The organism is Chiayiivirga flava, assembly GCF_014202825.1.
GTDB classification, from domain to species: Bacteria; Pseudomonadota; Gammaproteobacteria; order Xanthomonadales; family Xanthomonadaceae; genus Chiayiivirga; species Chiayiivirga flava.
In genome coordinates this window covers 21823-46163 of the sequence record NZ_JACHHP010000001.1, presented here as the reverse complement: position 1 = coordinate 46163, position 24341 = coordinate 21823, and the positions used below count along the sequence as shown (strand labels likewise).

22 protein-coding genes are annotated in these 24341 nt (G+C 69.3%); 10 read left to right on the top strand and 12 right to left on the bottom strand.

What is annotated here, in order from left to right:
• Position 1 precedes the first annotated feature (1 nt).
• Both HNQ52_RS00160 and HNQ52_RS17500 read left to right on the top strand, forming a co-directional pair.
• Positions 2-706, top strand: coding sequence for a response regulator transcription factor (locus HNQ52_RS00160; RefSeq protein ID WP_183958579.1), 705 nt, complete (start codon positions 2-4; stop codon positions 704-706).
• Complete coding sequence (locus tag HNQ52_RS17500; protein ID WP_221281864.1) at positions 706-1935, top strand: histidine kinase dimerization/phospho-acceptor domain-containing protein; 1230 nt, start codon at positions 706-708, stop codon at positions 1933-1935. Before HNQ52_RS00160 ends, HNQ52_RS17500 begins: the two co-directional genes overlap by 1 nt.
• A gap of 102 nt (positions 1936-2037) precedes the next feature.
• On the opposite strand, the gene HNQ52_RS00150 is transcribed toward HNQ52_RS17500, so the two are convergent.
• The 4 genes from HNQ52_RS00150 to HNQ52_RS00135 form a co-directional block, all read right to left on the bottom strand.
• Positions 2038-4185, bottom strand: coding sequence for a TonB-dependent receptor family protein (locus HNQ52_RS00150; protein WP_183958577.1), 2148 nt, complete (start codon positions 4183-4185; stop codon positions 2038-2040).
• Positions 4186-4594: 409 nt separating this feature from the next.
• Positions 4595-5308 carry a DUF4142 domain-containing protein gene (locus HNQ52_RS00145; RefSeq protein ID WP_183958575.1) on the bottom strand — a complete coding sequence of 238 codons (714 nt, stop codon included), beginning with the start codon at positions 5306-5308 and terminating at the stop codon, positions 4595-4597.
• Between the two features lie 90 nt (positions 5309-5398).
• Positions 5399-6025: a ferritin-like domain-containing protein gene (locus HNQ52_RS00140; protein WP_183958573.1), complete on the bottom strand. Its 627-nt coding sequence runs from the start codon at positions 6023-6025 to the stop codon at positions 5399-5401.
• Between the two features lie 67 nt (positions 6026-6092).
• The gene (locus HNQ52_RS00135; RefSeq protein ID WP_183958571.1) at positions 6093-8450 is read right to left on the bottom strand and encodes a catalase; all 2358 of its coding nucleotides are present in this window, start codon (positions 8448-8450) and stop codon (positions 6093-6095) included.
• A 243-nt stretch (positions 8451-8693) separates the two neighbouring features.
• Between HNQ52_RS00135 and HNQ52_RS00130 the strand changes: the two genes are divergently transcribed.
• Complete coding sequence (locus HNQ52_RS00130) at positions 8694-9179, top strand: hypothetical protein (protein ID WP_183958569.1); 486 nt, start codon at positions 8694-8696, stop codon at positions 9177-9179.
• A gap of 13 nt (positions 9180-9192) precedes the next feature.
• Here the strand turns inward: HNQ52_RS00130 and HNQ52_RS00125 are convergent, their stop codons facing one another.
• Positions 9193-9552, bottom strand: a complete 360-nt coding sequence (locus HNQ52_RS00125; RefSeq protein WP_183958567.1) for a response regulator — start codon at positions 9550-9552, stop codon at positions 9193-9195.
• Between the two features lie 354 nt (positions 9553-9906).
• Here HNQ52_RS00125 and HNQ52_RS00120 point away from each other — a divergent pair, with 354 nt between their 5' ends.
• On the top strand, positions 9907-11025 hold the full coding sequence (locus HNQ52_RS00120; protein ID WP_183958565.1) for a PAS domain-containing sensor histidine kinase: 1119 nt from the start codon (positions 9907-9909) through the stop codon (positions 11023-11025).
• A gap of 13 nt (positions 11026-11038) precedes the next feature.
• Here HNQ52_RS00120 and HNQ52_RS00115 read toward each other — a convergent pair whose 3' ends face one another.
• The 5 genes from HNQ52_RS00115 to HNQ52_RS00095 form a co-directional block, all read right to left on the bottom strand.
• Entirely contained in the window at positions 11039-11461 is a 423-nt protein-coding gene (locus HNQ52_RS00115) for a response regulator (RefSeq protein WP_183958563.1), read from the bottom strand.
• The gene (locus HNQ52_RS00110; RefSeq protein ID WP_183958561.1) at positions 11446-11985 is read right to left on the bottom strand and encodes a hypothetical protein; all 540 of its coding nucleotides are present in this window, start codon (positions 11983-11985) and stop codon (positions 11446-11448) included. Before HNQ52_RS00110 ends, HNQ52_RS00115 begins: the two co-directional genes overlap by 16 nt.
• On the bottom strand, positions 11966-13321 hold the full coding sequence (locus HNQ52_RS00105) for a sigma-54-dependent transcriptional regulator (RefSeq protein WP_183958560.1): 1356 nt from the start codon (positions 13319-13321) through the stop codon (positions 11966-11968). The genes HNQ52_RS00110 and HNQ52_RS00105 overlap by 20 nt, the downstream gene beginning before the upstream one ends.
• Positions 13322-13437: 116 nt before the next feature.
• Complete coding sequence (locus HNQ52_RS00100) at positions 13438-13752, bottom strand: hypothetical protein (protein WP_183958558.1); 315 nt, start codon at positions 13750-13752, stop codon at positions 13438-13440.
• Complete coding sequence (locus tag HNQ52_RS00095) at positions 13749-13943, bottom strand: hypothetical protein (protein WP_183958556.1); 195 nt, start codon at positions 13941-13943, stop codon at positions 13749-13751. Before HNQ52_RS00095 ends, HNQ52_RS00100 begins: the two co-directional genes overlap by 4 nt.
• Positions 13944-14217: 274 nt before the next feature.
• Between HNQ52_RS00095 and HNQ52_RS00090 the strand changes: the two genes are divergently transcribed.
• From HNQ52_RS00090 to HNQ52_RS00070, 5 genes are all read left to right on the top strand, one after another.
• Positions 14218-17649 (top strand): response regulator, encoded by a 3432-nt coding sequence (locus HNQ52_RS00090; protein ID WP_221281863.1) that lies wholly within the window; start codon positions 14218-14220, stop codon positions 17647-17649.
• A 25-nt stretch (positions 17650-17674) separates the two neighbouring features.
• Positions 17675-18511 carry a CheR family methyltransferase gene (locus tag HNQ52_RS00085; RefSeq protein WP_183958552.1) on the top strand — a complete coding sequence of 279 codons (837 nt, stop codon included), beginning with the start codon at positions 17675-17677 and terminating at the stop codon, positions 18509-18511.
• Positions 18508-19083 (top strand): chemotaxis protein CheB, encoded by a 576-nt coding sequence (locus HNQ52_RS00080; protein ID WP_183958550.1) that lies wholly within the window; start codon positions 18508-18510, stop codon positions 19081-19083. The genes HNQ52_RS00085 and HNQ52_RS00080 overlap by 4 nt, the downstream gene beginning before the upstream one ends.
• On the top strand, positions 19080-20252 hold the full coding sequence (locus tag HNQ52_RS00075; RefSeq protein ID WP_183958548.1) for a hybrid sensor histidine kinase/response regulator: 1173 nt from the start codon (positions 19080-19082) through the stop codon (positions 20250-20252). Before HNQ52_RS00080 ends, HNQ52_RS00075 begins: the two co-directional genes overlap by 4 nt.
• A gap of 157 nt (positions 20253-20409) precedes the next feature.
• Positions 20410-20757 (top strand): response regulator, encoded by a 348-nt coding sequence (locus HNQ52_RS00070; protein WP_183958546.1) that lies wholly within the window; start codon positions 20410-20412, stop codon positions 20755-20757.
• Between the two features lie 16 nt (positions 20758-20773).
• Here HNQ52_RS00070 and HNQ52_RS00065 read toward each other — a convergent pair whose 3' ends face one another.
• Positions 20774-21892 (bottom strand): TFIIB-type zinc ribbon-containing protein, encoded by a 1119-nt coding sequence (locus tag HNQ52_RS00065; RefSeq protein WP_183958544.1) that lies wholly within the window; start codon positions 21890-21892, stop codon positions 20774-20776.
• A 78-nt stretch (positions 21893-21970) separates the two neighbouring features.
• The gene (locus HNQ52_RS00060) at positions 21971-23035 is read right to left on the bottom strand and encodes an SPFH and helix-turn-helix domain-containing protein (RefSeq protein ID WP_183958542.1); all 1065 of its coding nucleotides are present in this window, start codon (positions 23033-23035) and stop codon (positions 21971-21973) included.
• A gap of 125 nt (positions 23036-23160) precedes the next feature.
• On the opposite strand from HNQ52_RS00060, the gene HNQ52_RS00055 reads away from it, so the two are divergent.
• Positions 23161-24306 carry a threonine aldolase family protein gene (locus HNQ52_RS00055; RefSeq protein WP_183958541.1) on the top strand — a complete coding sequence of 382 codons (1146 nt, stop codon included), beginning with the start codon at positions 23161-23163 and terminating at the stop codon, positions 24304-24306.
• Positions 24307-24341 lie beyond the last annotated feature (35 nt).

Genomic DNA, 24341 nt, shown 5'->3' with positions numbered 1-24341 from the left:
AATGGCAATCGCGCCCGATGCAGCGCCCGTCAGGGTGTTGGTGGTCGAAGACAATCGCGATATCTGCGCGAACATTGCCGCCTACCTCGAAAAACACGGCTGCATCCTGGATTTCGCATACGACGGCCTCAGCGCGATGCAGCTGGCGGTGACGAACCGGTTCGACGTCATCGTCCTGGACCTGATGCTCCCCGGAATGGACGGCCTGCGCTTCTGCCGCACGCTGCGCGCCGACTCCGACGTGGAAACGCCGGTGCTCATGCTGACGGCGAGGGACACGCTCGACGACAAGCTGAAGGGGTTCGCCGCCGGCGCAGACGACTATCTGGTCAAGCCGTTTGCCTTGCAGGAGCTGCATGCGCGACTTCGGGCGCTGCACAAACGCAGTTGCCGCAACGGCGACGCCCTGTTGACCGTCGGCGATCTGACGATGAACAGGTCGACGTTGCAGGTGCATCGCGCGGGGCGGCGTGTCGAGCTCAATCCTGCCGGAATGAAGCTACTTCGACGGTTGATGGAAGAGGCGCCGGCCGTTGTCGCTCGCGACGACCTCGAAACCTTGCTGTGGGCCGACGAGCGCCCGGACGGCGATGCGCTTCGCTCGCACATGTACAAGCTGCGTCAGGCGATCGACCGGCCGTTCGATCGCCCCCTGATTCATACGGTGCATCGCATCGGGTACCGGATCGCGGAGGATGGCCAGTAGTGCGCCGGCACAGTCTGCGCAAGCGTGTGGAGATTGCGTTTGCGATGTGCGTCGTCGGACTCAGCGTGGCCTGGGGATTCGCCTTCTACTCCGCGATCCGGCTGAGCGAAGACCGCGTGTTGACGAACCAGCTGCAGCGGGCTGCGGAACGCTATCCCGACCTGGGCATGAACCTTCGCGGCTACGACACGGTTGCCGACCTGCCGGAACCGCTCAGGGCGTGGGCGCGGACGCACCCCGAGGCGGGTTTGCACGAGTTCGTTTCCGAAGAGTTGCATGTCGCTGTCATCGCTGCCGACAACGAGGAGCGACGCGCGTTTGTCGTTTTCGATGTCGCCGGGATCGAGGCTGCGTCGTCGGAGGACTGGTGGTGGCTGCTCGTCATCACCGGCGTCGTCGGTACGCTAGGTGCTCTGGGTTTCGGGCTGGGCGTTGTCGTGATGCGCAGAGCGGTCGCTCCCGTCGTGCAACTGGCCAACGTGGTCGCGGACATCGACCTGGAACATCTGTCGGCCGCAGATCACAAACGCATCGCGTCCGGCCGGTTCGGCGATGACGAGGTCGGCGTGCTCGCCTGCGCCATCGAGAAAACGCTCGAGCGCGTCAGCGCGTTTGTCGCCAGGGAACGGTACTTCACCGGCTCGGCCAGTCACGAGTTGCGGACACCGATCACCGTGATGACGGGCGCGCTGGAGCTGCTGGAACAAAGCGACCTGTCGGCGGACGATGCCAAGGCGGTGGAGCGGGCGAGACGTGCGACGCTCGAGATGAAGTCCACGATCGAGATGTTCCTGTGGCTTGCCCGCGAAACCGACGACGGGTCGTATGGCGAGCAGTTTCTCGTGATGCCGCTGGTGACGCGTGCGATCGATCAGCAGCGCTACCTGCTGGCCGGCAAATCCGTCGACGTCGACGTCGCAGGCCTCGCGGCGCCCAGCGTTCGCGGACATTCCCAGGCGTTTCTGATCGCGGTCAACAATCTGGTGCGAAATGCATTCGAGCAGACGCTCGCCGGACAGGGCCCGGTCACGATTCTAGTGAAGGAGCGCGCGCTGACGGTCACCAACACCGTGAGCAGCGAGGCTGTCGGGCGAACGACGCCCACCGACGCACCGTCGCACGGATACGGGCTGGGTCTGGGCATCGTTCAACGACTGTGCGAACGCAATGGCTGGACGTTCTCGCTCGATGTCGACGGCGCGCGTGTCATCGCCTGTCTGTCGTGGTGACGCCGACACACGACGACTTGCAGGAGCCTTCCCGGCGCGTCGCAAACGGCAGGAACTCGTCCCTGCCCTGCCCCCGTCCCGGAACTCCGAACAGCGCCGGACCTAACGCGCTGACCAGTCCCAGCGCGCACCGACGAGCACGCCGCGGCCCAGTGCAGGCTCGAAGAACCGGCCGTTGCCTTCGTTGACGATCACCGAGCCGATGTGGCCGCGGTCGAGCGCGTTGTCCACGCGCACGAAGCCGCGCAGCGTGCCGTCGCCGACGCGCCACTGCCTTGCCAGTTCCAGGTGCAGCAATGCGTAACCGGCGGCCCGTTCGCTGCCGGTGTCGTTGACCGTGACGTCGCCCACGGCCTCCAGCTCCAGCACGGCGGTCCAGTCGCGTGCCTCCCACTGCACGTGTGCGGACATCTGGTCGCGCGCGACGCCGGGAATCCGGGTGCCGGCGGCGACGACGGTTTCCGGCGTGGTGCAGCCCGCGCCGCTGCAGAGGGCGAAACCGTCGCGGAACGTCGCATCGGTGCGCGTGTATGCGGCTCCTAGGTGCCAGGCTTCGCCGAGCGGCACGCGCAGTGCCGCCTCGATGCCCGCACGGCGCGCGGCACCGACGTTGCGGAAGCTGCTGCGCCCACCGACGTTGCGCGCCACCGCAAGTTCGTCGTCGGTGTCGGCGCGGAACAGCGCGGCATTGACGGTGGCACCGTTGTCGCTGCGCCACTTCGCACCGACTTCGACCGTGCGGCTCACCGCGGGCCGCAGGTCGAACGCAAGACCGGCGCCGCCGTCGGCGCGGTAGGCGATCTCGTTGAAGGTCGGCGTCTCGAAGCCCCGGCCCGCGGAAACGTACCAGCGCAGGTCCTGCGTCGGCGAAAACATCAGGCCGGCGACGGGCGTGGTCTCGCGGTAGTCGACGCGTCCGCTGTCGTCGGGATTGGCGGCAGTCACGTAGCGGTCGCGCGATTCGAAGCGCACGGCGCTGTGGCGCGCACCGGCCAGCAGCGACCAGCGGTCGGCGAACTGCCAGAACGCCTGCGCGTAGCGATCGACGTTGCCGACCTCGTTGCGTTCGTCGCGCCGCAGCCCGCCGCGCACGCCGAGCCTGTCGCCGACGAAATTCTCGTAGCCGCTGCGCGCCTGGCGCTGACGGTCGGCGGCCAGGCCGACGCTGAGCTCCAGTGGCCTGCGGGCAAGCTCGGTGTGCCACGACCAGCGCCAGTCGGTGCCGCCGTAGCGGCCGGCAAGATCGATCACGCCGCCCGAATTGAGCGGATTGGCCTGCGCCGCGACCGGCAGCGCGAGGAACTGCTCGACGCCGCGTCGACCGGCGTAGGCCATCGCGCGCAGTGTCTGGTCCGCCGACACGGCATGTTCGTAGACGAGGCCGAGCTGGGTCTGGTCGACCGACTTGCGGGTGTCGAACTGCGTCGCTGCCGGCGCCGCCTGTCGCGGGTCGGCCTGCAGCTGCGCGCGCGTGAGACCGAGCGGATCCTGGGCGTCGGGCGCATCGAACGCGTTCGCGACCAGGCGCAGCGTGGCGGCATCGCCGATCGCCACCTGCAACCTGGCATTGCCGAGCGTGCGCCGCGCGGCGCCGTGGTCACGGTAGCCGTCGGTGGCGAAGCGCTGCGCGAGCACGGCATAGTCGACGAACTCGCCACCGCCGCGCAGGCGCGCCCCGACGGTGCGGCCGTCGTCGCGACCGAACGTTGCCTGGGCGCGCATGTCGGTGCCATCGAGCCCGTCGACCCCGATGATGCGCACCACGCCGCCGGACGAGTTGCCGTACAGCGCCGAAAACGGGCCGCGCATCACCTCGATGCGGTCGGCATCGAGCAGGCTGACGTGCGAGATCTGGCCCTGTCCGTCCGGCATCGTGGCGGGGATGCCGTCCGCGTACAGGCGGAGCCCGCGCACGCCGAAGGTGCTGCGTGCGCCGAAGCCGCGGATCGACAGCTGGGTGTCCTGCGCGTAGTTCTGCCGTTCGCGCGCGAGCACGCCGGGAATGCCGTCGAGCGCTTCGGACACCGATGCATTCGCATCGTCGTTGCCGGCGCGCAGATCGACGACGGTGACGGACGCAGGCACCTCGAACGCCGGCGCCCGTTCGAGCCCGGTGGATTCGACGACGATGCGATCCAGGCGTTCGGCCGACGCGTCAGCCCCCGGTGTCGCCACGGAGCGATCCGTGCCGGGTGGCGCGGCGACCGCACCCGGACCGATCAGCGCGGCGACGACGGATGCGACGAACAACGATCCACGCAGCCGCGACGGACATCCGCCACTGCCGAACCCGATGTGCGTGCAGCCTCGATGACGGGCGGGCGCTGTCGCGGCGTTGTCTTGCGAAGAGGGACGGCGCGTTCCGCGCGGGACCGGCGCGCGTGCGACACACTCCGCATGAATGCCAGGCGTCGCGGGCGGAGCGTTTTCCAGCGTCATGTCACGGCCTCGGCGACGGAACGGTGTCCGGTCCGAGCGCCGTCGCGGACGGGAACGGAGCAAACAGGCCGCGATGATCGCGGCGTCGTCGCAGCGACGCAACGATGACGCGCTCGATCGAACGACCGTCGCGTCGGACGCACGCATACGCGGGTGTCCCGTACCCGGAAATCGGCGGAATCACGCTCCGTGCGCGTCACCTGCGCCCGGGGTGGCCACGTCAATGACCGCGTGCGCTGCCGGTCCGCACCGCCGGGACAAACGGCGACACCGGATCGCTCGCCGGAAACGTTTCTTCCAATGCCTCGTCGAGGTTCGCGTTCGTGTCGCCGGCACGTGCCGGACGCGTGGCATCCGGCGTTCGGGTGGGAGAGCGCGCGCTGCCAGACGGCGTTGCGCTGGCCCTGGTGCCGTCCGTTCCGCTCGCCATCGTTTCGGCCTGCGCAAGATGTGCGTCGAGCCGCGCGCGAACCAGGCGCAGGTGCTCTGCGACACGCGCATTGCCGACGTTGGGCAACAGGGCGGTGTCGATCCACTCGAGCGCGTGGGCATGCTGCTCGATGATCCCCTGGACGAAGGCGTCGTCCTCGTCACGGCGCCGTGGACGGCGCGGCGGCGCGATGTCGTCGGCCATCGACGCAAGGTCCAAGCCCAGCACGTCGGCGAGTCGCAAGGTGCGTTCGAGCGACGCGGCGTGGTCGTCGCGCAGCTCCTGCGCAAACGCCCGCAGCGCGTCGTCCACGTTGCGCTCGAGCTCGCGGTCCGCGGCAGCGATCAGGCGGCGATCGAACGCAGCCACCGTGGCGAGCGCCGCCGCGTCGCCGGCCCGTTCGCGCGGCAACGGCGCACGTTCCGCCGCGGTCCCGCGCCGTCCGCGCTTGCGGTAGTAGCCGATCGCCGCGACGGCGGCTGCAAGTACCAGCAGTTTCTTCATGATTCGCTCCTGTGTGCCGGGCGCGGCGTCGCGCCCGGCGTCGGATGGTCACCGTCACGCGGACGGTGACCACCGGGTCCATGCAATAGCTCATTGCTTGCGCTTGCGGCCGATGTACTCCTCGCGCGCCTGCTCGGCACGCGACGCACCGATGGCGGTCTCGACCTTCTTCACTTCTTCCGGCGGCGGCAGCGCGGCCGGGTAGCCGAGTGCCTGGATCCACAGTTCGCGCATCCAGCCGCGGGTGTGGTACAGGTGATGGTCTTCGTCTTCCTCGACGTCCTCGAATGCGGGACGCAGGATGTTCGCGACCGCGGCCGGCGCGTTTTGCGCGACGTGGCCGATCAGCTCCCAGTTGCTGTGGTCCTTGGTTTCGGCGAGCACCACGCATTCGGCCGCGACCAGTTCGGCGGCCTCCGGCGTCGCCGAAGCCTGCGCCTGCTCCATCGCGGCGACCAGCGCGTCGCCGATGCCGGCGACGACGCGGCGGCCGGGCGTCTGCGCCGCGGGATCAAGGCCCAGCGCTTCGATCACGCCGGTGATCACCTGCTCGTGGCGCGTCGTTTCCTCCAGGTACTCCTGCCATTCGTGGCGCAGGTCGTCATTGAGCGCGCAGGCGATGGCCTGCGTGTAGATGCGGATGCCGCCCTGCTCGGTCTGCAGCGCCTGGTACAGGAGGTCTTCGAGCACCGGTTCGACGGGGTTCTTGCGGGCCATGGTCTTGCTCCTTCGGCTGGAATGGCGAGGATGTGTTGCAGGTTCCGCGCCAGCGGCGCGGACGGGGTCAGACGGACGGCGGATCGGTCTCGCGCGCGTCGAAACGATGCGCTGCGATCGCCTTCACGAAGCGTCGCAGGATCGACGCGGACGCGGACTTCGCGGACAGCACGCCGGGCGCCGGATCCGCGATGGCGATGCCGGCCCGCTCGAACAGCGCCCCGCCGTCACCGAGAGCGAGCATCGGCTTGGCGTGGCGGAACTGCTCGCGCAGGAACTCGATCGCGCGTCCGTCGCGCGCAAGCGTCGCGACACCCTTGCCGCCGGGCACGGCGACGGCGTCGAACAGCACTCCGGGTTCGGTTTCGAGCGATGCGTCGGCCACGATCGCGGACCGGTCACGCGCCGCAATCTGCCCGACCCGCGGGCCGATCAGGCGCGGCACTGCACCTTCGGCGCGCAACGCGTCGACGAGCGCGGCGACGGCGGCGGCGTCGGTGCCGTCGGCCACGAGAATCGCGACGCGCCGACTCCGGATGCCGCCATCGCCCGGTCGCGCCCGCAGCGACAGCGCCGGCGAGTGCCGCACTTCGGCCTGCGGTGTGTCCGCCAATGCGCGCGGCATGGATTCGGGCACGGCGAGGCCGAGCCCGTCCGCCACGCGCGCGGCCAATGCCTCGGACACATTGCGCAACTGCGACAGCACGCGTGTGCGGATCGCCGGCACCGTGACCTTGCTCAGTTCGAAGCGGAACGCGGCCGCGATGTGGGCCTGCTCCGCCGGTGTCTGGCTGTCGAAGAACAGCGTGGCCTGGTTGTAGTGTTCGGCGAACCGTTCGGGCTTGCCACGCAGTTCGTCCGCCGCGACCGGCTCGGGAAACGCGGTGAAGCCTGCCGCGCCGGCCTGGAACGGACATCCGCCACCGAGCGAGTTGGGTTCGTACGACACCGCGCCGCGGTGCACGGCCTGGCGGTGCATGCCGTCGCGCTGGTTGTTGTGCACCGGCGCGAGCGGCGCGTTGATCGGAAGCTCGTGGAAGTTCGGGCCGCCCAGACGCGAGAGCTGCGTGTCGACGTAGGAATGGATGCGACCGGCCAGCAGCGGATCGTTGGTGAAATCGATGCCCGGCACCAGGTGCGCGGTGCAGAACGCCACCTGTTCGGTTTCGGCAAAGAAATTGTCCGGGTTGCGGTCGAGCACGAGCCGCCCGATCGGCGTCACCGGCACCAGTTCCTCCGGCACGAGCTTGGTCGCATCGAGTACGTCGAAGCTGAAACGCGAGGCGTCGTCCTCGGTGAAGAGCTGGACGCCCAATTCCCATTCGGGGAATTCGCCGGCCTCGATCGCGTCCCACAGGTCGCGGCGATGGAAATCCGGGTCGCAGCCGGAAATCTTCACGGCCTCGTCCCAGACCAGCGAATGCGTGCCCAGTTTCGGGGTCCAGTGGAATTTCACCAGCGTCGCGACGCCGTCCGCGTTGACGAAGCGGAACGTGTGCACACCGAAGCCCTGCATCATCCGATAGCTGCGCGGGATCGCGCGATCGCTCATCGCCCACAGCAGCATGTGCGTGGATTCGGGCATCAGCGAGACGAAGTCCCAGAACGTGTCGTGCGCGGACGCCGCCTGCGGCATGGCGTTGTGCGGTTCGGGCTTGAGCGCGTGCACCAGATCGGGGAACTTCATCGCATCCTGGATGAAGAACACGGGCATGTTGTTGCCGACGAGATCCCAGTTGCCTTCCTCGGTGTAGAACTTGACGGCGAATCCGCGCACGTCGCGCGCGGTGTCCTTGGATCCGCGCTCGCCGGCGACGGTGGAAAAACGCACGAACACGGGCGTGCGTTTGCCGGCCTCGGCGAACAGCGCGGCGCGCGTGACTTCGCCCAGCGCGCGCAGGCATTCGAAATAGCCGTGCGCGGCGGAACCGCGCGCGTGCACGATGCGCTCGGGGATGCGCTCGTGGTCGAAGTGCGTGATCTTCTCGCGCAGGATGAAGTCCTTCAGCAAGGCAGGGCCACGCAGGCCCGCCTTGAGCGAACTCTGGTTGTCGCCGATCGGCACGCCGTGGTTGGTGGTGAGGCGCTGCCCGCCGGCATCGGTCCGCACGCGCGCGAGCGCCGCGTCGAGCGCCCCCTGCCCGCGCGCCGCGGGCGAGCGTGTCTTGTCGTTGGCAATGCCCTCGGCCAGCGTGCTCGCCGATGCGATCGGCGCCACCGCCGCGTGGTAACCCGCGGGCGAACCCGCGCGCGGCGCGGCCGCGTCGGCGCCGTACTCGCCCGGTTTGTCCGGGTTGAACGGGCAGGCGGCGGCCGCGGCTTCGCGCGCCTGCGCCTGTGTCGCGAGCGCGTCGGGCGACGCGGAAAAAGACCGACGTTGCGCGGAGCCGCGCGATGACGGCGGGGAGGATTTCTTGCGTGCCATGGTGGCTCCGGGCGATGACGGGAACGGCGTGCGCTGCGTGCGCTGGCCGCGACGATCCCTGCACGGACTGCGCCAGCGTGCGTGCGGCTGCAGCACTGGGTGCGGGCGTGTCGGGACGGGTCGAATTGCCCGATCCGCCCCGCCGTGGTCGTGCGTTAGCGCTCGCATCTGGCGTGGAAGTTGCTCCAAGACCTTGCGGGCATGTATGCCACGCGATATCGCGGCGGCGTATGCCGACGCAGCATGGCCTTCTACGGCACCGCTGCGCCGCTGCACTTGATCGACAGCCACGTCCTCGACGCCGCAACGCCCGGATGCAACTTTTTCACTCGCGTGAAAAACCTGCACAGCGTCGTTCCCGTCACCACGGAGTCCCACATGAGTCACGCCAGACTGGCAACCGCGCTGTGGATCCGCACGGCCGCACCGGCCACCGACATCCGCGCGGCGCTCGATGCGCTCCCGGTGGTCGTGGAGGCAGGCAGGGACGGGTTCCTGCATGTTCTCTACGATGTCGAATGCCCCGCGGCAACGGAGCCCGGAATGCGTGCGCGTGACGGCGGCCCCCGCGAAGGCGTCGTGGCCTTGCAGGGCGCGATCCGGCAACGGTTGCAGCGCGCAGGCATCGACTTCGTGCCCGCCATCGGTGCGTGCGTCGTGCCGCCGCCGCGGGCAAGCTCCACGCAAGGCGAGGCGGAGCACGCATCTCCGACACACCGCCGCAGTTAGGTCGCAACTGACGTCAGGCGACGGCGCGCTCGAGTGCGTCGATCATCTGTGCCGACGTCGACGGCTTTCGCAGCACACCCACGGCGCGGAGACTGGCGGCAGCGCGTTCGACCCGATCCTGCGAGCGTGCCGAAAACACCACGATCGGCGGCACCGCCACCCCGGCCGCGCGGGCGCGCGCGACGAGGTCCACGCCGTCCTCGTCGCCGAGCTCCAGGTCGAGCAGCAACACGTCGGCGGGCGTCCGTGCGAGGAGCGCGGCATAGAGCGAGCGCCCCGAATCGCACCACCGCACCGAATAGCCCAGCATGTCGAGCAGATCGGCGATGGCGCTGCCGCAGGCCACATTGTCTTCCGCATACAGGATGTTCATCGTCCGCTCCCGAAAGCCGCGGCGCGTGCGCGGCAGCGTGATACACATCGCGCTGCCCGTGCGATGCGGAACTTCCGCGTCGCACGCCGGCGCTGCCACGGTCGGACGCAGCACGAATCGTGCCTCCGTGCAGCCACGTGCGCACAGGCCTGTCGTACATGGCGACGTCGTGCCTGTCTCGTGCGGCACGCGCGCAACGCGGGTACGCCCGCGTTCATCGCAGGTGCGCAAGCGCCGTGGTTGGATGGTGGCGTTGCCGCATCCGTGGCCGTGCGCCTACCGCATCCGGGGAACGCGTCCGTCGCGGAGATTGCAGCGCGCCCTGTACGTTCGCCACCGTCCCGCGAGGTCCACATGCACAACGCCCACCCCACGCCGCCGGTCGATCGCCTCCTGCTCGCACTGGCCGCACAAAACGCCGAGCACGGCACGCTCCTGCTGGATCTGGAGCACCGCATCGTGTGGGCCAGCGCAACGGCCGAGCGCATCCTCGGCGCCGACCCCGGTGCCCTGCATGGCCGCCCGCTCGCCACGCTGTTCACCGACGAGGAACGCGGGCTCGGCATCCCCGCGGTGGAAGTGGCCATCGCTCGCGCCGGCAGCCCGTCCGAGGACGATCGCTGGCTGCAACGCATGGACGGCTCACGCTTCTGGGCCAGCGGCGCGCTGGTGCCGCTGTACGACGACGCCGGCGCGCTGATCGGGTTCGGCAAGACGTTCCGCAACCGCACCGACCTGCGCCTGCAGTTCGAAACGCTGCGCAACAGGATCGCCGCGGGCCAGGCCGCCGCGCAGCGCCGCGAAGCCTTCCTGCTGACGCTCGCGCACGAACTGCGCAATCCGCTGGCACCGATGACGACCACCTGCCACGTGTTGCGCACTCTCGACGGCGATCCGCGGCTGCAGCACACCGCCGACCTGCTGGAGCGGCAGATCCGGACGATGGCGCGTCTGATCGACGACATGCTCGATACCACCCTCGCCGGACCGACCGACCTGTCGCTGCACCGGGCGCCGATCGTGATCAACACGCTCCTGCGCGAAACGGCGGAGGCCTTCCGCGCGCAGGCGCAGGCGCGCGGCCAGTCGATGGACGTGATCGCCCCGGACGAACCGCTGATCGTCGACGCAGATGCCGACCGCCTGCGCCAAGTGTTCTCGAACCTGGTCGCAAATGCGGTGAAGTTCACGCCCGACGGCGGACGGTTGTGGGTGAAGCTCACCAAGGAAGGCAACGAATGCGTGGCGCGCGTCGAGGACACCGGCATCGGGCTCGCACCCGAACAGCACGCGCGCGTGTTCGAACTGTTCGCCCGCGCCGAGCCGGAGCCGCCGTCAGCCGGCCAGGGGGTGGGCCTTGCCCTGGTCAAGACGCTGGTCGAACGCCACGGCGGTACCGTCCAGGTGGAGAGCGACGGCGCCGACAAGGGCGCCAAGTTCACCGTGCGCCTGCCGCTGCGCGAACCGGGATGACGCGCACCGCGCCTCAGCCGTTGCGCTTGCGCTGCAGTCCTTCGTGCATGAGCGTGGCCAGCGTGGTGGGTGCGGCGGGCTTGATCAGATGCGCATCGAAGCCTGCATCCAGCGCACGCGCTATGTCGGCGGGCGTTCCCGACCCGCTGTAGGCCAGCAGCCACAGCGCCTTCCCGTGGCGCGCACGCAGGCAACGCGCGACGGCGTGTCCGTCGTGCGGCGGTTCCAGGCCCAGATCGCAGATCACCGCGTCGACCGCCTGCGCGGCACAGTGCGCGATGGCCTCGGCACCGTCGCAGACGGCCGTCGCGCGGTAGCCGTGCAGGCGCAGGAACAGCGCCAGCGATGAGGCGCCGTCGGTGTCGTCGTCGATCACCAGCACCCGCGGCGGCGGCCGCTCGGTGACGGTGGCGCGGGCGTTCACGAGGCGTTGCAACGGGTTTCGAGCAGCGTCACCAGCCGGTGCAGCTCCACACCGCTGCGACCCGACGCCTGCTCCACCTGCTTCACCACCGGCACCAGGTCGTGCGGCAGTTGCGCGGCGCAGGCCGCAAGCACCGCGGCATTCATTCCCGTGGTGTTGAGCCCGTTGCGCAGCGCGTGGATCGCATCGGTCAGCGCGGGGTCCAGCGGCGCATCGGCGGCCATCTCGCCGCCCGGCGCGTGCAGTTGCCACGCGAGGCGGCACACCGTCGACGCGAGCAGCACGCCGCGGTCGCGCGCCGCGCCGCGCGGGGTTTCGATGAACACCGCCGCGGCGCCCTCGTGCAGCGGGCCGAGCATGAAGAGCCAGCCCTCGCCGACCGCGCCGCCGTCGGGCAGCACGTGCACGGCATGCCAGGACACCGGCGCGGTGTCCGCCGGCACCCGCAGCCACTCGACGCGGGTCGCCTGGATTGGTTGCAACAGCGGCAGCAGGCTCCGGGCCCACGTCGCCGGCTCAGGCGGAACGTGCGGCATCGTCGGCGTCGGCCGCCTGGTAGCGCGCCAGGCGGTTGTAGATCGTCTTCACGCTGACGCCCAGCGCACTGGCTGCGCGCGCCTTGTCGTTCTCGAAGAAGCGCAGCGTCTTGAACAGCATGCGCCGCTCGATGTCGTCGAACGTCATGCCCACGGCGATGGTCAGCGTGCCCGGGGTTTCGTGCAGCGGGTCGGTGACCTGGGGTGCGTCGATCGGCTGTTCGATGACGTCGCCGTCGGCCAGAATGAAGGCGCGGTTGACCACGTTGCGCAGTTCGCGGACGTTGCCCGGCCAGCTGTAGCGCCGCAGCTGGTCCATCGCCGCGTTGCTGAAGGCGCGCTGCGTGCCGTAGCGTTCGTTGAGCCGGCGCAGGAACAGGCTGGCGAGGACGGGAATGTCGTCGGGCCGTTCGCGCAGCGGCGGCAGCACGATCGGGAACTCGCCGATGCGGTAGAACAGGTCTTCGCGCAGCCTGCCGTCGTGGATCGCCTGGTGCGGCGAACGGTTGGTGGCCGCGACGATGCGCACGTCGGTGACGATGTCCTCGGTGCCGCCCACACGGCGGATGCTGTGCGTTTCCAGCGCACGCAGCAGATGCGCCTGCAGGTGCGTCGGCATCTCGGTGAGTTCGTCGAGGAACAGCGTGCCGCCGCGGGCCTGTTCGAAATAGCCCAGATGGCGCGCCGCGGCGCCGGTGAAGCTGCCACGCTCGTGGCCGAACAGCTGGCTCGCCAGCAGCTCGGGCGCCACCGCGCCGCAGTTGATCGCGACGAAGTCGCCGCTGCGGCCGCTCGCCTCGTGCACGGCGCGTGCGACGAGTTCCTTGCCGACGCCGCTTTCTCCCTGCACCAGCACGGACGCATCCGTCGGTCCGACCCGTTCGATCTGGGTGAGGATCGAACGCAACGCGGCCGACTCCCCCGCCAAGCCGTGCACGCCGTCGACCTGCGCCGGCGGCGGCAGCGCGATGCGGGCGGCGGTGTCGGCGAGCAGCTGGCGGTAGCGCTCGGGATCGAGCGGCTTGATCAGATAGTCGAGCACCGGCGTCTTCAGTGCCCGGACCGCCGATTCGACGCTCGGATGGCCGGTGATCAGCACCAGCTGCGTGCTGCTGATGTCGCAGCTGTCGACCAGATCGAGCCCGGACCCGTCCGGCAGCGCCAGGTCGATCAGCGCCAGGTCGAAATCGCAGTCGCGCATGCGCGCACGGGCCTGCGCGAGCGAACCGGCGACCGTGATGCGACATCCGGCGGCACGCGCGATCTGCGCCGCGGCGCGGACGAATCCGACATCGTCGTCGACAAGCAGGACCGAGGGCTGGAAAGCGTCGGGCAAGGAGGACACCGTGGGCGAAGTCGCCTGCGATCGGGCGGTGGGGCTCCGGCGCGGATGGAGACGCCCGTCGTCCGGAGAACGGGGTTGCTAGTTCTACAACGACTTGTCCGCGCCGGCTACTGCGATCCTGCATCCACGTCCCGCACCGGCGCCACCCCGAACGGGCGCAACTGCGCGTCGAGGGTCGGGCCGAACGCACCGCGTTCGCGGAAGAAGGCGAGTTCGACGTGCGCGGCGCCGTCGTCGTACACGCGCACCACGTCGATTCCGTAGGCGCCGGCCCGTCCCAAGGCGTCGAACGCCCGCTCGATCAGCGTGGCCGGCGCATCGTCCAGATCGCGCAACACGATGCCGAATGCCGGTGCATCGCCCGACATCGTGTCGTCGTGCAGGGCGCGAGGACCGCCGTCGGCGTGGAACGTCATGCTCATGGACGCACCGATGCCTCGAGTGCGGCGGCAAGCGAGGCGTCGCCGTTGACCAGTGCCGTCCATGCAAGCTCGATCCCGCGCCGCCGGCCTTTCTCGACCAGCTTCAGACCGGACGGATCGATGGTGAGCGTATACGCCGCGTCATCGATGCGCAGTTCGCGCCGCAGCGGCTTGTCGAGGGGCGTGGTCATGGCGTCTCCGCGGAAGTCCCGTCCCTGCGCGAGCATGCTTCGTGCCATGCAGACGTCCGTGCGGACACGCAGCGCGACGTCGGTTGACGTACAGCCGGGGTCGTATTTCGCACGGTCGCGCGCGACGGCCCGTGTCGTTTGCACGGCGGGCTGGCGCGCTGCGGCACCAGGCGGACGGGGCATGACGGCATGCTTGTCTGACGGCATCGCAACGGCTTCAATACCGGTTTGCCGATCCGTACCGGCGGAGCGGCCATCCAGGGGACCCGAACCCGTGACTTCGCAACGTCCAGCCATCGCCGCGACGGCGAGCCCCAATCCTGCCGTCCTTCCTCCCCGTGCCGTGGTCGGTTTCCTCGTGGCGGCCGCGACCGTGCTGCTCATCACGTTGCTGTCCTACCAGTCGCTGGTTTCGCGTTCGGAAACCCGCGACCAAGTCGAGCACAGCAGCGAGGTGATCCGCGCCGTCAGCGGCGTTCTGGCTGCCGCGCTCGACGCCGAAACCGGCCAGCGCGGATATCTGCTCACCGGCGAGGAGCGCTACCTGCGCCCGTTCGAACGCGCGATCGGCCAGATGCCGGGATTGCTCGGGCATCTGGACGCGCTGACCGAAACCGACGTGGAGCAGAACCGGCGCGTGGTGGCGATGGAAACGTTGTTCGCGCAGAAACGCGAGGAGCTGGAACAGACCATCTCGCTGCGCCGCGGCGGCAACGGCGAGGCCGCGATCGCGGTGGTGGTCACCGACCGCGGCCGGACAGCGATGGAACAGCTGCGCGGCCTTGCCGCGGACATGATGACCGAGGAACAGGCGACCCTCGCCCGTCGCCAGGCGGAATGGACGGAGGCGGCGCGCGGCTCGTTCCTCGTGGTGCTGGGCGGCGCCGGTGCGCTGCTCGCGTTGTTCGGGGTGGCGGCGGTGTTCGCCTCGCGCGACTACCGCGAGCGCCAACGCGAGGCCTGGCTGCGCGGCGGCCAGGTGCAGCTGTCCGAGCGTCTGCAGGGCGACCAGAGTCTGGACCATCTCGGGCGCTCCGCACTCGACTTCCTGACCGCGTTCCTCGATGCCCCCGTCGCAAGCCTGTTCGTGGTCGAACGCGGCGGGCGCGCGCGCCACGTCGCGAGCCACGGACGCGTCGTCGACGCCAGCACGGCGCTCGATGCCGGCCTGCTGCGGCAGACCGTCGAATCCGGGCGCACCGTGCATCTGCGCGAGGTGCCGGCCGGCTACTTCGACGTGCGGTCGAGCCTGGGCAATGCCGACGCGCGCGAACTGCTGGTGGTCCCGGCCACGGTGGACGGCGTGGTGCACGCCGTGATCGAGATCGGCCTGTTCCGCAGCGCACAGGCCTGGGACCGCGCGTTCCTCGATCGGGTGTCCGAACTCGTCGGCGTCGCCACGCGCGCGGCCAAGGACCGTACCCAGCTCGAACAGCTGCTGGAGGAAACCCAGCGCCAGGCCGAGGAACTGCAGACACAGCAGGAGGAGCTGCGCGTCAACAACGAGGAGCTGGAGGAACAGAGCCGCATCAACCGGCAGTCGCAGGCGATGCTGGAGGCGCAGCACGCGGAGCTGGAGCAGACCAATGCGCACCTGGAGGAACAGACCAGCCTGCTGGAGGCGCAGAAACAGGATCTGGCGGATGCCCGCACCGCACTCGAGCACCGCGCCAGCGAACTCGAACGCGCCAACCGCTACAAGTCCGAGTTCCTCGCCAACATGAGCCACGAGCTGCGCACGCCGCTCAATTCGACCCTGATCCTGGCCAAGCTGCTCGCCGACAACCAGGGCGGCAACCTGAGCGACCAGCAGGTGAAGTACGCCCAGACGATCTCGTCGGCCGGCAACGATCTGCTCGCGCTGATCAACGACATCCTGGACCTGTCGAAAATCGAATCGGGCAAGGTGGAGCTCGCGCGCGAGCAGGTCGCGCTCGCGACCATGCTCGACGGCCTCGCCGCGACCTTCAGCACCGCCGCGGCACAGAAGGATCTGCAGTTCGGCATCGAGGTGGACGACGATGCGCCCCGCAGCCTGACCACCGATCGCAACCGGCTGGCGCAGATCCTGCGCAACCTGCTGTCGAATGCGCTGAAATTCACCGAACGCGGCAGCGTCCAGTTGCATGTCGCGCGCGACGGCGACGACGGCATCCGGTTCGATGTGCAGGACACCGGCATCGGGCTGTCGCAGGCGCAGCAGGACATCATTTTCGAGGCCTTCCGCCAGGCGGACGGCAGCACGCACCGCAAGTACGGCGGAACCGGCCTCGGCCTGTCGATCTCGCGCGACCTGGCGCGCCGCCTCGGCGGCGATGTCACCGTGCGCAGCGCGCCGGGAGAAGGCAGCACCTTCACGCTGCGGCTGCCGCTGCGCCTGGGCAACACCACGGGCACGCCGACGCCGGTGCCGCCGGCAGGCAGTCCGCTCCCTCCCCCGTCGCCGTCGCGCGCGGCGGCCGCGCCGGCGCCGGCGGCCGCGGCAATCGACGACGATCGCGACGCGCTCGGCCGCGGCCGGCGCGCGATCCTGGTGGTCGAGGACGACCCGGCCTTCGCGTCGATCCTGCGCGACCTGGTGCGCGAATCGGGCTTCGACTGCATCGTCGCGCAGACCGGCACCGATGCGCTCGATGCCGCACGCCGCTACGTTCCGCACGCGGTGCTGCTGGACATGATGCTGCCCGATCTCTCGGGCCTGGGCGTGCTCGACCAGCTCAAGCGCGACGCCGCCACGCGCCACATCCCGGTGCACGTGGTGTCGGTGTCGGACTACACGCGCGAAGCACTGGAGCTCGGCGCCATCGGGTATGCGCTCAAACCGGTCAAGCGCGAGCAGCTGGTCGATGCTCTGCAACGCATCGAATCCACGCTGGCATCCGGCCAGCGCCGGCTGCTGATCGTCGAGGACGACGCGCGCCAGCGCGAAAGCATGCGTGCGCTGCTCGCCAACCCGGACACCACCATCGTGGCCGTCGACACCGCCGCCGACGCGCTCGCGCAACTGTCCGGCGCCACGTTCGACTGCATGGTCATGGACCTCAACCTGCCCGATCTGTCGGGCTACCAGCTGCTGGAGAAGATGGCCGAGCGCGAAGACGTGCCCTTCCCGCCCGTGATCGTCTACACCGGACGCTCGCTGTCGCGCGACGAGGAGCAGCGCCTGCGCCGTTTCTCGCGCAGCATCATCCTCAAGGGCGCGCGCTCGCCCGAGCGCCTGCTCGACGAGGTGACGCTGTTCCTGCATCGGGTCGAATCGACGCTGCCGCCGGAAAGCCAGCGCATGCTCAAGGCGCTGCGCGCGCGCGACGAGGTGCTCGAAGGTCGCCGCATCCTCGTGGTGGAGGACGACGTGCGCAACATCTTCGCGCTCAGCAGCGTGCTCGAGCCCAAGGGCGCCGTGGTGGAGATCGCGCGCAACGGCCGGGAAGCGCTGGAACGGCTTGCCGCGGACACCGGCGACGGCGACGCGCCGTTCGACCTGATCCTGATGGACATCATGATGCCGGAGATGGACGGCCTGACCGCCATGCGCGAAATCCGCAAGCGGCCCGAGTGGTCGCGCATTCCGATCATCGCGCTCACCGCCAAGGCGATGAAGGACGACCAGCAGCAGTGCCTGGCCGCCGGTGCGAACGACTACATCGCAAAGCCGCTCGACGTCGACCAGCTGCTCTCGCTGGCACGCGTGTGGATGCCGCGGTGACCGACGCTGCGCCGGGAACCCCACGATGAACGCGCAGGCGCCGCGGCAGGTGCAGGACGTGGAATTGCGCGCCCTCATCGACGCGATCTACCTGCAGTACCACTACGATTTCCGCAGCTACGCCTTCGTGTCGATCAAGCGCCGCATCGGCGCGGCGCTCGCGCGTTTCGGCTTCGATACGGTGTCGGAACTGCAGGGCAAGGTGCTGCGCGACGCGACACTGTTCGGCGCCTTGCTCGATTATCTCACCGTGCAGGTGAGCGACATGTTCCGCGACCCGGAGTACTTCCGCGTGCTGCGCGAACGCGTGGCGCCGGTGCTGCACACCTATCCCTCGCTGAAGGTCTGGGTGGCCGGCTGCAGTTCCGGCGAGGAGGCCTATTCGTTCGCGATCCTGTTGCGCGAATGCGGGCTGCTTTCGCGCACGCTGATCTACGCCACCGACATCAACGCGCGCGCGCTGGAACAGGCCCGCAGCGGTGTCTACGCAATCGACCGCCTCGCCGGCTTCACCGAAAACCACCGCCGCTCCGGCGGCACCGCGGCGTTTTCCGACTATTACACCGCCGCCTACGGCAACGCGGTGTTCGATCGCAGCCTGCGCGACCACATCGTGTTCGCCGATCACAGCCTCGCCACCGACAGCGTGTTCGCCGAGATGCAGCTGGTGTCGTGCCGCAACGTGCTGATCTATTTCGATCGCGGACTGCAGGATCGCGCCGTGCGCCTGTTCCGCGATGCGCTGTGCCTCAAGGGCTTTCTCGGCATCGGCGCACGCGAATCGCTGCGCTTCACCAGTTACGCGGCGGCGTTCGAACCCGTGTCGCAGGAACACCGCGTGTTCCAGAAGGTCGGGGCGTGACGCCGGCCGCGATCGTCATCGGGGCCTCGGTCGGTGGCGTCGAAGCGCTGCTGCAGCTGCTGCCGGCGCTGCCGCGCGACCTCGACGCGGCGGTGTTCGTCGTGCTGCACCTGCCGCCGGACCGCGCCAGCCTGCTCGCCGACATCTTCGCGCCGGCCTGCGCGCTCGCGGTGAAGGAAGCCGAGGACAAGGAACCCGTGCTGCCCGGCACCCTGTATTTCGCGCCGCCGGACTACCACCTGCTCATCGACACCGGGCCGCAGGTCGTGTTGTCGGCCGACGCGCCGGTGCAGTTTTCCCGGCCGTCGATCGACGCCCTGTTCGAGACCGCGGCCGATGTGTACGGACGCCGCCTGCTCGGCATCGTGCTGACCGGCAACAGCGAGGACGGTGCCGCCGGCCTGGCGGCGCTCGCGCGCGCCGGTGCCCGCACCCTCGTGCAGGACCCGGCCCGGGCACGCGGACCGATCATGCCCTCCGCTGCGCTGCGCCGCGTGCCGCAGGCGGAGGTGCTTGCGCTTGCCGACATCGCCGCACGCCTGCATTCCATCACCTTCGATCCGCCACCATGACGCCTCCCACCGTGCTCCCACCGGTCAAATGCCTGCTCGTCGACGATCTCGACGAAAACCTCCTTGCCCTGGGCGCGCTGCTCGAGGGCGGCGATGTCGAGATCCTGACCGCCCGCTCCGGTTCGCAGGCACTGGAACTGCTGCTGGCGCACGACATCGCGCTCGTGCTGCTCGATGTGCAAATGCCGGGCATGGACGGTTTCGAAGTGGCCGAGTTCATGCGCGGCAGCAAGCGCACGCGGCACGTGCCGATCATCTTCGTCACCGCGAGCGGCAGCGACCGTTTGCGCCTGTTCAAGGGCTACGACGCGGGCGCGGTGGACTTCCTGCACAAGCCGATCGAGCCGCACGTGCTGCGCAGCAAGGTGGGGGTGTTCGTGGAGCTGCACCGGCAGCGCCTGCGGCTCGCGGACGAGTTGCGCGAACGCACCGAAGCGCTGCGCCTGAGCCAGATGTTCATGGCCGTGCTCGGCCACGACCTGCGCTCGCCGCTCAACACGATGGTGATGGGCGCCAACCTGCTCAACGCGCAGTTGCCGCCGGAACGGCTGGCACACGTGGCCGAACTCATCACCAGTTGCGGACAGCGCATGAAGCGGATGATCGCCGACCTGCTGGACGTGGCCCGGGCGCGCGTCGGCGGCGGGCTCGCGGTGCAGCCGCGGCGCGAGGACCTGCGCGCGCTCGCCGAAAGGATCGCCGCCGAGCAACGCCTGCTCTATCCCACGCGCACCCTCGAGCTTGCGTGCGTCGGCGATCTCGAGGGCGAGTGGGATCCGGACAGGCTCGCGCAGATGTTCACCAACCTCGCCGGCAACGCGCTCGACCACGGCGGCGACCAGGTGCCGGTGCGCATCCGCGTCGACGGCACATCGCCGGACGAGGTCCGCATCGTGTTCGCCAACGCCGGGGCCATCCCGGCCGACGTGCTCGAACATCTGTTCGACCCGTTCCACGGTGCCCAGCGCCCGCGCGGGCGCGACGACGGCCTGGGCCTCGGGCTCTACATCGCCGAACGCATCGTGCACGCGCATCGCGGCCGGATCGCGGTGCAGTCGAACGCCACCGACGGGACGGCGATCGAAGTCCTGCTGCCGCGCCGCAACGTGCCGGCCGACGGCGCCTCCTGGCACGCGCACGATGCGGGCTCGCTGCGTCTGGACGCTTGAAACGATTGCAAATTTTTCATTTTTGCGTCGGCGCCGTGTCACTGCGCTGCACGATTGTCTTAACCTTGCATCCTGCAACCCGACGCACGGACCGTGCGTGCGGACGCGTCCCCACGGCCCCACGCGCACGGCGCATTCGATCCCCGGAGAGTTCTTCATGACGGCGTTGACCATCCTGGTTGCCGACGACGACGCACCCAGCCTGGAAGTCATCGCGATGTTCCTGGAAATGGAGGGCCATCGCGTCGTGACGGCCACCGATGGCCTGCGCGCGTGGGACCTGGCCTGCACGCATGCGCCCGATCTCATCATCCTGGATTCGAGCATGCCCGGCCTGAGCGGTGCGGAGGTGGCGCGGCGCGTGCGCGCCGACGATCGGCTGCGCGGCTGCAGGCTCGTTGCGCTCAGCGGGCGCGACGCCTGCGACGCGGAGGATCCGCATCTGTTCGACCGCTACCTCACCAAACCCGTGAGCCCGCCGGATCTGCTGTCGGTGACGCGCTGACCCGCCGCGCCGCCGATCACTGCGACTGCAGGACCACGTAGACGACGATCGCCGCCAGCAACAGGGCCACGACGCCCGCGAAGAACACCTTGACCCAGCTCACCGGCCACTCGCCCGCCACCTTGCCGGTGTAGCCGTTCGCGATCACCTGGAAGCGGCGCGATCCGTAGGTGTAGCTGACCAGCCACAGCGGCACGAGGATGTGCTTGAACGTGCGGCCCCGGTAGCTGGCATCCACGACCAGATTGCGCTGCGTGTCGCCCGGCACCTGCGCCGCACACAGCGCGCGTACCTGGTCCTGCATCTGCGCCATGTTGGTCTCGGCCGCGCGCCGCAGATCCACCTGGTAACGCTCCACCGTCCAGCCGCGCACGAACTCGTGCGCATAGGGTTTCAGATCGCTCGTGGTCGGGAACGGCTCCACCACGCGCAGCAGGTCGGCGTGCACGCCGGTGGTGCCGGGCACGAGTTCGTCGTCGAAGAAATGCTCCAGTTCCCCGGCCGCCGGCACCCAGCGCGTGTGCCGCACCTGCCGCGTCCGCCGCTGACCCTTGGAATCGGTGTAGTGCTCGGTCTCGTAGTAGTAGTGCCCCGCCTCCGCGGTCCACGTGGCGTGGACGTGCGAATCGAACGTCCAGTAAGGCAGGTAGATGCCGCTCAGCGTGTCGGTGAGCGCTGCCGTCTTGAGCTTGTTCGGCGCGAAGAAGTGCGAGCCGTACCAGGTGCGGATGAGGTCGCGCACCTGCCCGTCGCTGATGCGGAACGGCAGCAGGCTCTGCGGCGTGATCGCGTCCTGCTGCGATTCGTGCGGGATGATCGCCGGCGAGCCGCAGAATTCGCAGCGTTTGGCAACCTTGCCGTCGACGAACACCGAGATCGCGTGGCAGCTCTGGCACTGCACCTCGCGCCGGTCGCTGCCCCAGCCGCGGTCGACTGCGGGGTCGGCGAGCGCTGCGGCGAGGTCGAGCTCGACGACGCCGGCGCCGGGATCGGCCGCCTGCGCCGGCGTCCACGGCACGATGGTGCCGCAGTACGGGCAGCGCAGCGACTGCGCGGCGGCGTTCCACTGCAGGTCGCCGCCGCACTCGGGACAGGGGTGCTTGCCGACGGTGGCGGTGCTGGGGGCGTCGGTCATCGAAGTGTCGAAGGCAACGTCGCTGGGTCCGGGCATTCGCCGGGACGACGGGGAGTCAGGAATGCCGCTCGGCGAGGATCATCCTTTCAGGAATTCATCAAGCGATGACTTCGCGATGCGCCAGGCACTGCCGATCTTGCGCGCCTTCAAGTCGCCCGCCGTGATCGATGCCATCACATCCTCCAGCGACACGCCCAGTGCCTGCGCCACCTGCTCCGGCGTGAGCACGTCGGGCGTTGCCGCAGCGGCCGGTGCTGCCGGCGCAGGCGGCGGCGAACCCGCACCGCCGTTCTGCATGCCGCGCATCATCTCCTGCGCCATGCCGAAGCCCATCGCCATAGTCGCCGGCACGGTCGCGGCGGAAGCCGCCTCGCCGCCGGCGCCCATCGCATGGCCCATCTGGTATTTCACGTAGTCGTTGAGGTTGCCGACGATGCCCATGCCGGAACGCTTGTCGATCGCCTGCTCCACTTCCGGCGGCACCGACACGTTCTCAAGCACGAACGAGGTGATTTCCAGGCCGTACTTTTCGCTGACCGCCGGGTTGATGATCGGCAGCAGCGCCTCGCCCATCTCGCCGTAGCGCGAGGCGATGTCGAGCGCGGGCACCTGCGCGGTGGCGAGCGCATCGGTGAACACGCTGACGATGCGCGAACGCATGGTGTCGGCGAATTCGTCGAGGCGGAAATTCTGGTCCGTGCCGGCCACCTCGCGCAGGAACTTCGGCGGATCGACGATGCGGAAATCGTAGGTGCCGAAGGCGCGCAGCCGCACCACGCCGAAATCCTTGTCGCGCATCATCACCGGATTGGAGGTGCCCCATTTGTTGCCCGTGAACAGGCGCGTGTTGAGGTAGTAGACATCGCACTTGAACGGCGAATTGAAGCCGTATTTCCAGCCCAGGATGGTCGACAGGACCGGGATGTTCTCGGTCGTCAGCGTGTGCTTGCCGGGACCGAAAAGATCGGCGTATTTGCCGGCCGCGACAAACTGCACGACCTGCGATTCGCGCACGATGAGCTGCGCGCCGTTCTTGATCTCCTTGTCCTCGTCCGGATAGCGATACGAGAGCGTGTCTCGCGAATCGTCGGTCCACTCGATGATTTCGAGCAGTTCGCCCTTGATGAATCCGAGAATGCTCATTGGCACGGTCCGGCAGGAGGAAGCGGCGATTGTAGTGCAGGTGCGGCAGCGAATTGCCATGCCGTGCCCGCCATGCGCCGCCGGCGTGAGGCACACTTCCACTCCCACGAACACGCCGGACAGCGATGAAACGCCGACACTTCCTCGCCGCGGGCGGCGCTGCCGCCGTCGCGCCCGCGCTTGCCGCCGCCACGGTTGCCGACGCGTCGTCGGGACCGTGGCCCGGGCGGGTCAATTTCATCCACGACGGGCTGAATCCGTCGCCCGACGAATACGCCCGCACGCTTGCGACCCTCGCCGCCGATCCGGCGTTCGCGCCCGACGGATATTCGCTCGGCGGCAGCATCGCGCAGCTGGAACAGGCGTTCGCCGAGCGGCTCGGGAAACAGGCGGCGATATTCCTGCCGACCGGAACACTGGCCAACCACATCGCGGTGCGGCAACTGGCCGGCGCCGACCGGCGCGTGCTGGTGCAGGCCGAAAGCCACCTCTACAACGACAGCGGCGACGGCGCGGCGACGCTGAGCGGCCTGACCCTGCTGCCGCTGGGCGAAGGGCGCGCCACGGTGACGGTGGAGGACGCGCAGCAGGCGCTCGAACGCGCGCGCAGCGGCCGCGTGCGACAGGGCGTGGGCGTGCTCAGCATCGAGACGCCGGTGCGGCGGCGCCAGCACGCGATGGTCGATCCGGCGCAGCTCGACCGTCTCTGCGCCTGGGCGCGCGGCGAAGGCATCCGGCTGCATCTGGACGGGGCCCGGCTGTTCAACCTGCCGCAGCATTCTGGCCGCAGCGTGCGGGAGTACGCGGCGCCGTTCGACACGGTGTTCGTGTCGCTCTGGAAACACTTCAACGCAGCGTCCGGCGCGATCCTCGCGGGGGACGCCGACTTCATCGACGGTCTGTACCACGTGCGCCGCATGTTCGGTGGATCGCTGCCCCAGGCCTGGCCGCTGGTCGCGCCGGCGATGCTGCACCTGCCGTCGTACGAACAGGACTACGCACGCGCCTGGCAGACGGCCGACGCGGTCCTGGCGCGGCTCAATGCCGACGGGCGCTTCGGCGTGCGCCGGCTCGACGGCGGCACCAGCCTGTTCCTGCTGACGGTGGCCGATGTCGCGCCGGACGCGTTCGTCGCGCGGGCAGCCGAGCGCGGGATCGATATCGCGCCGGCGCGTCCGGACAGTGGCGAGTTCGCGATGCAGGTCAACCTGTCGTTGCTGCGCAGGCCGGCCGAGGAGATCGCGCGTGTGCTGATCGAGGCCGCCGGCTGAGGTCGGGGAACGCCGGATGCGGTCGCAACCGACTG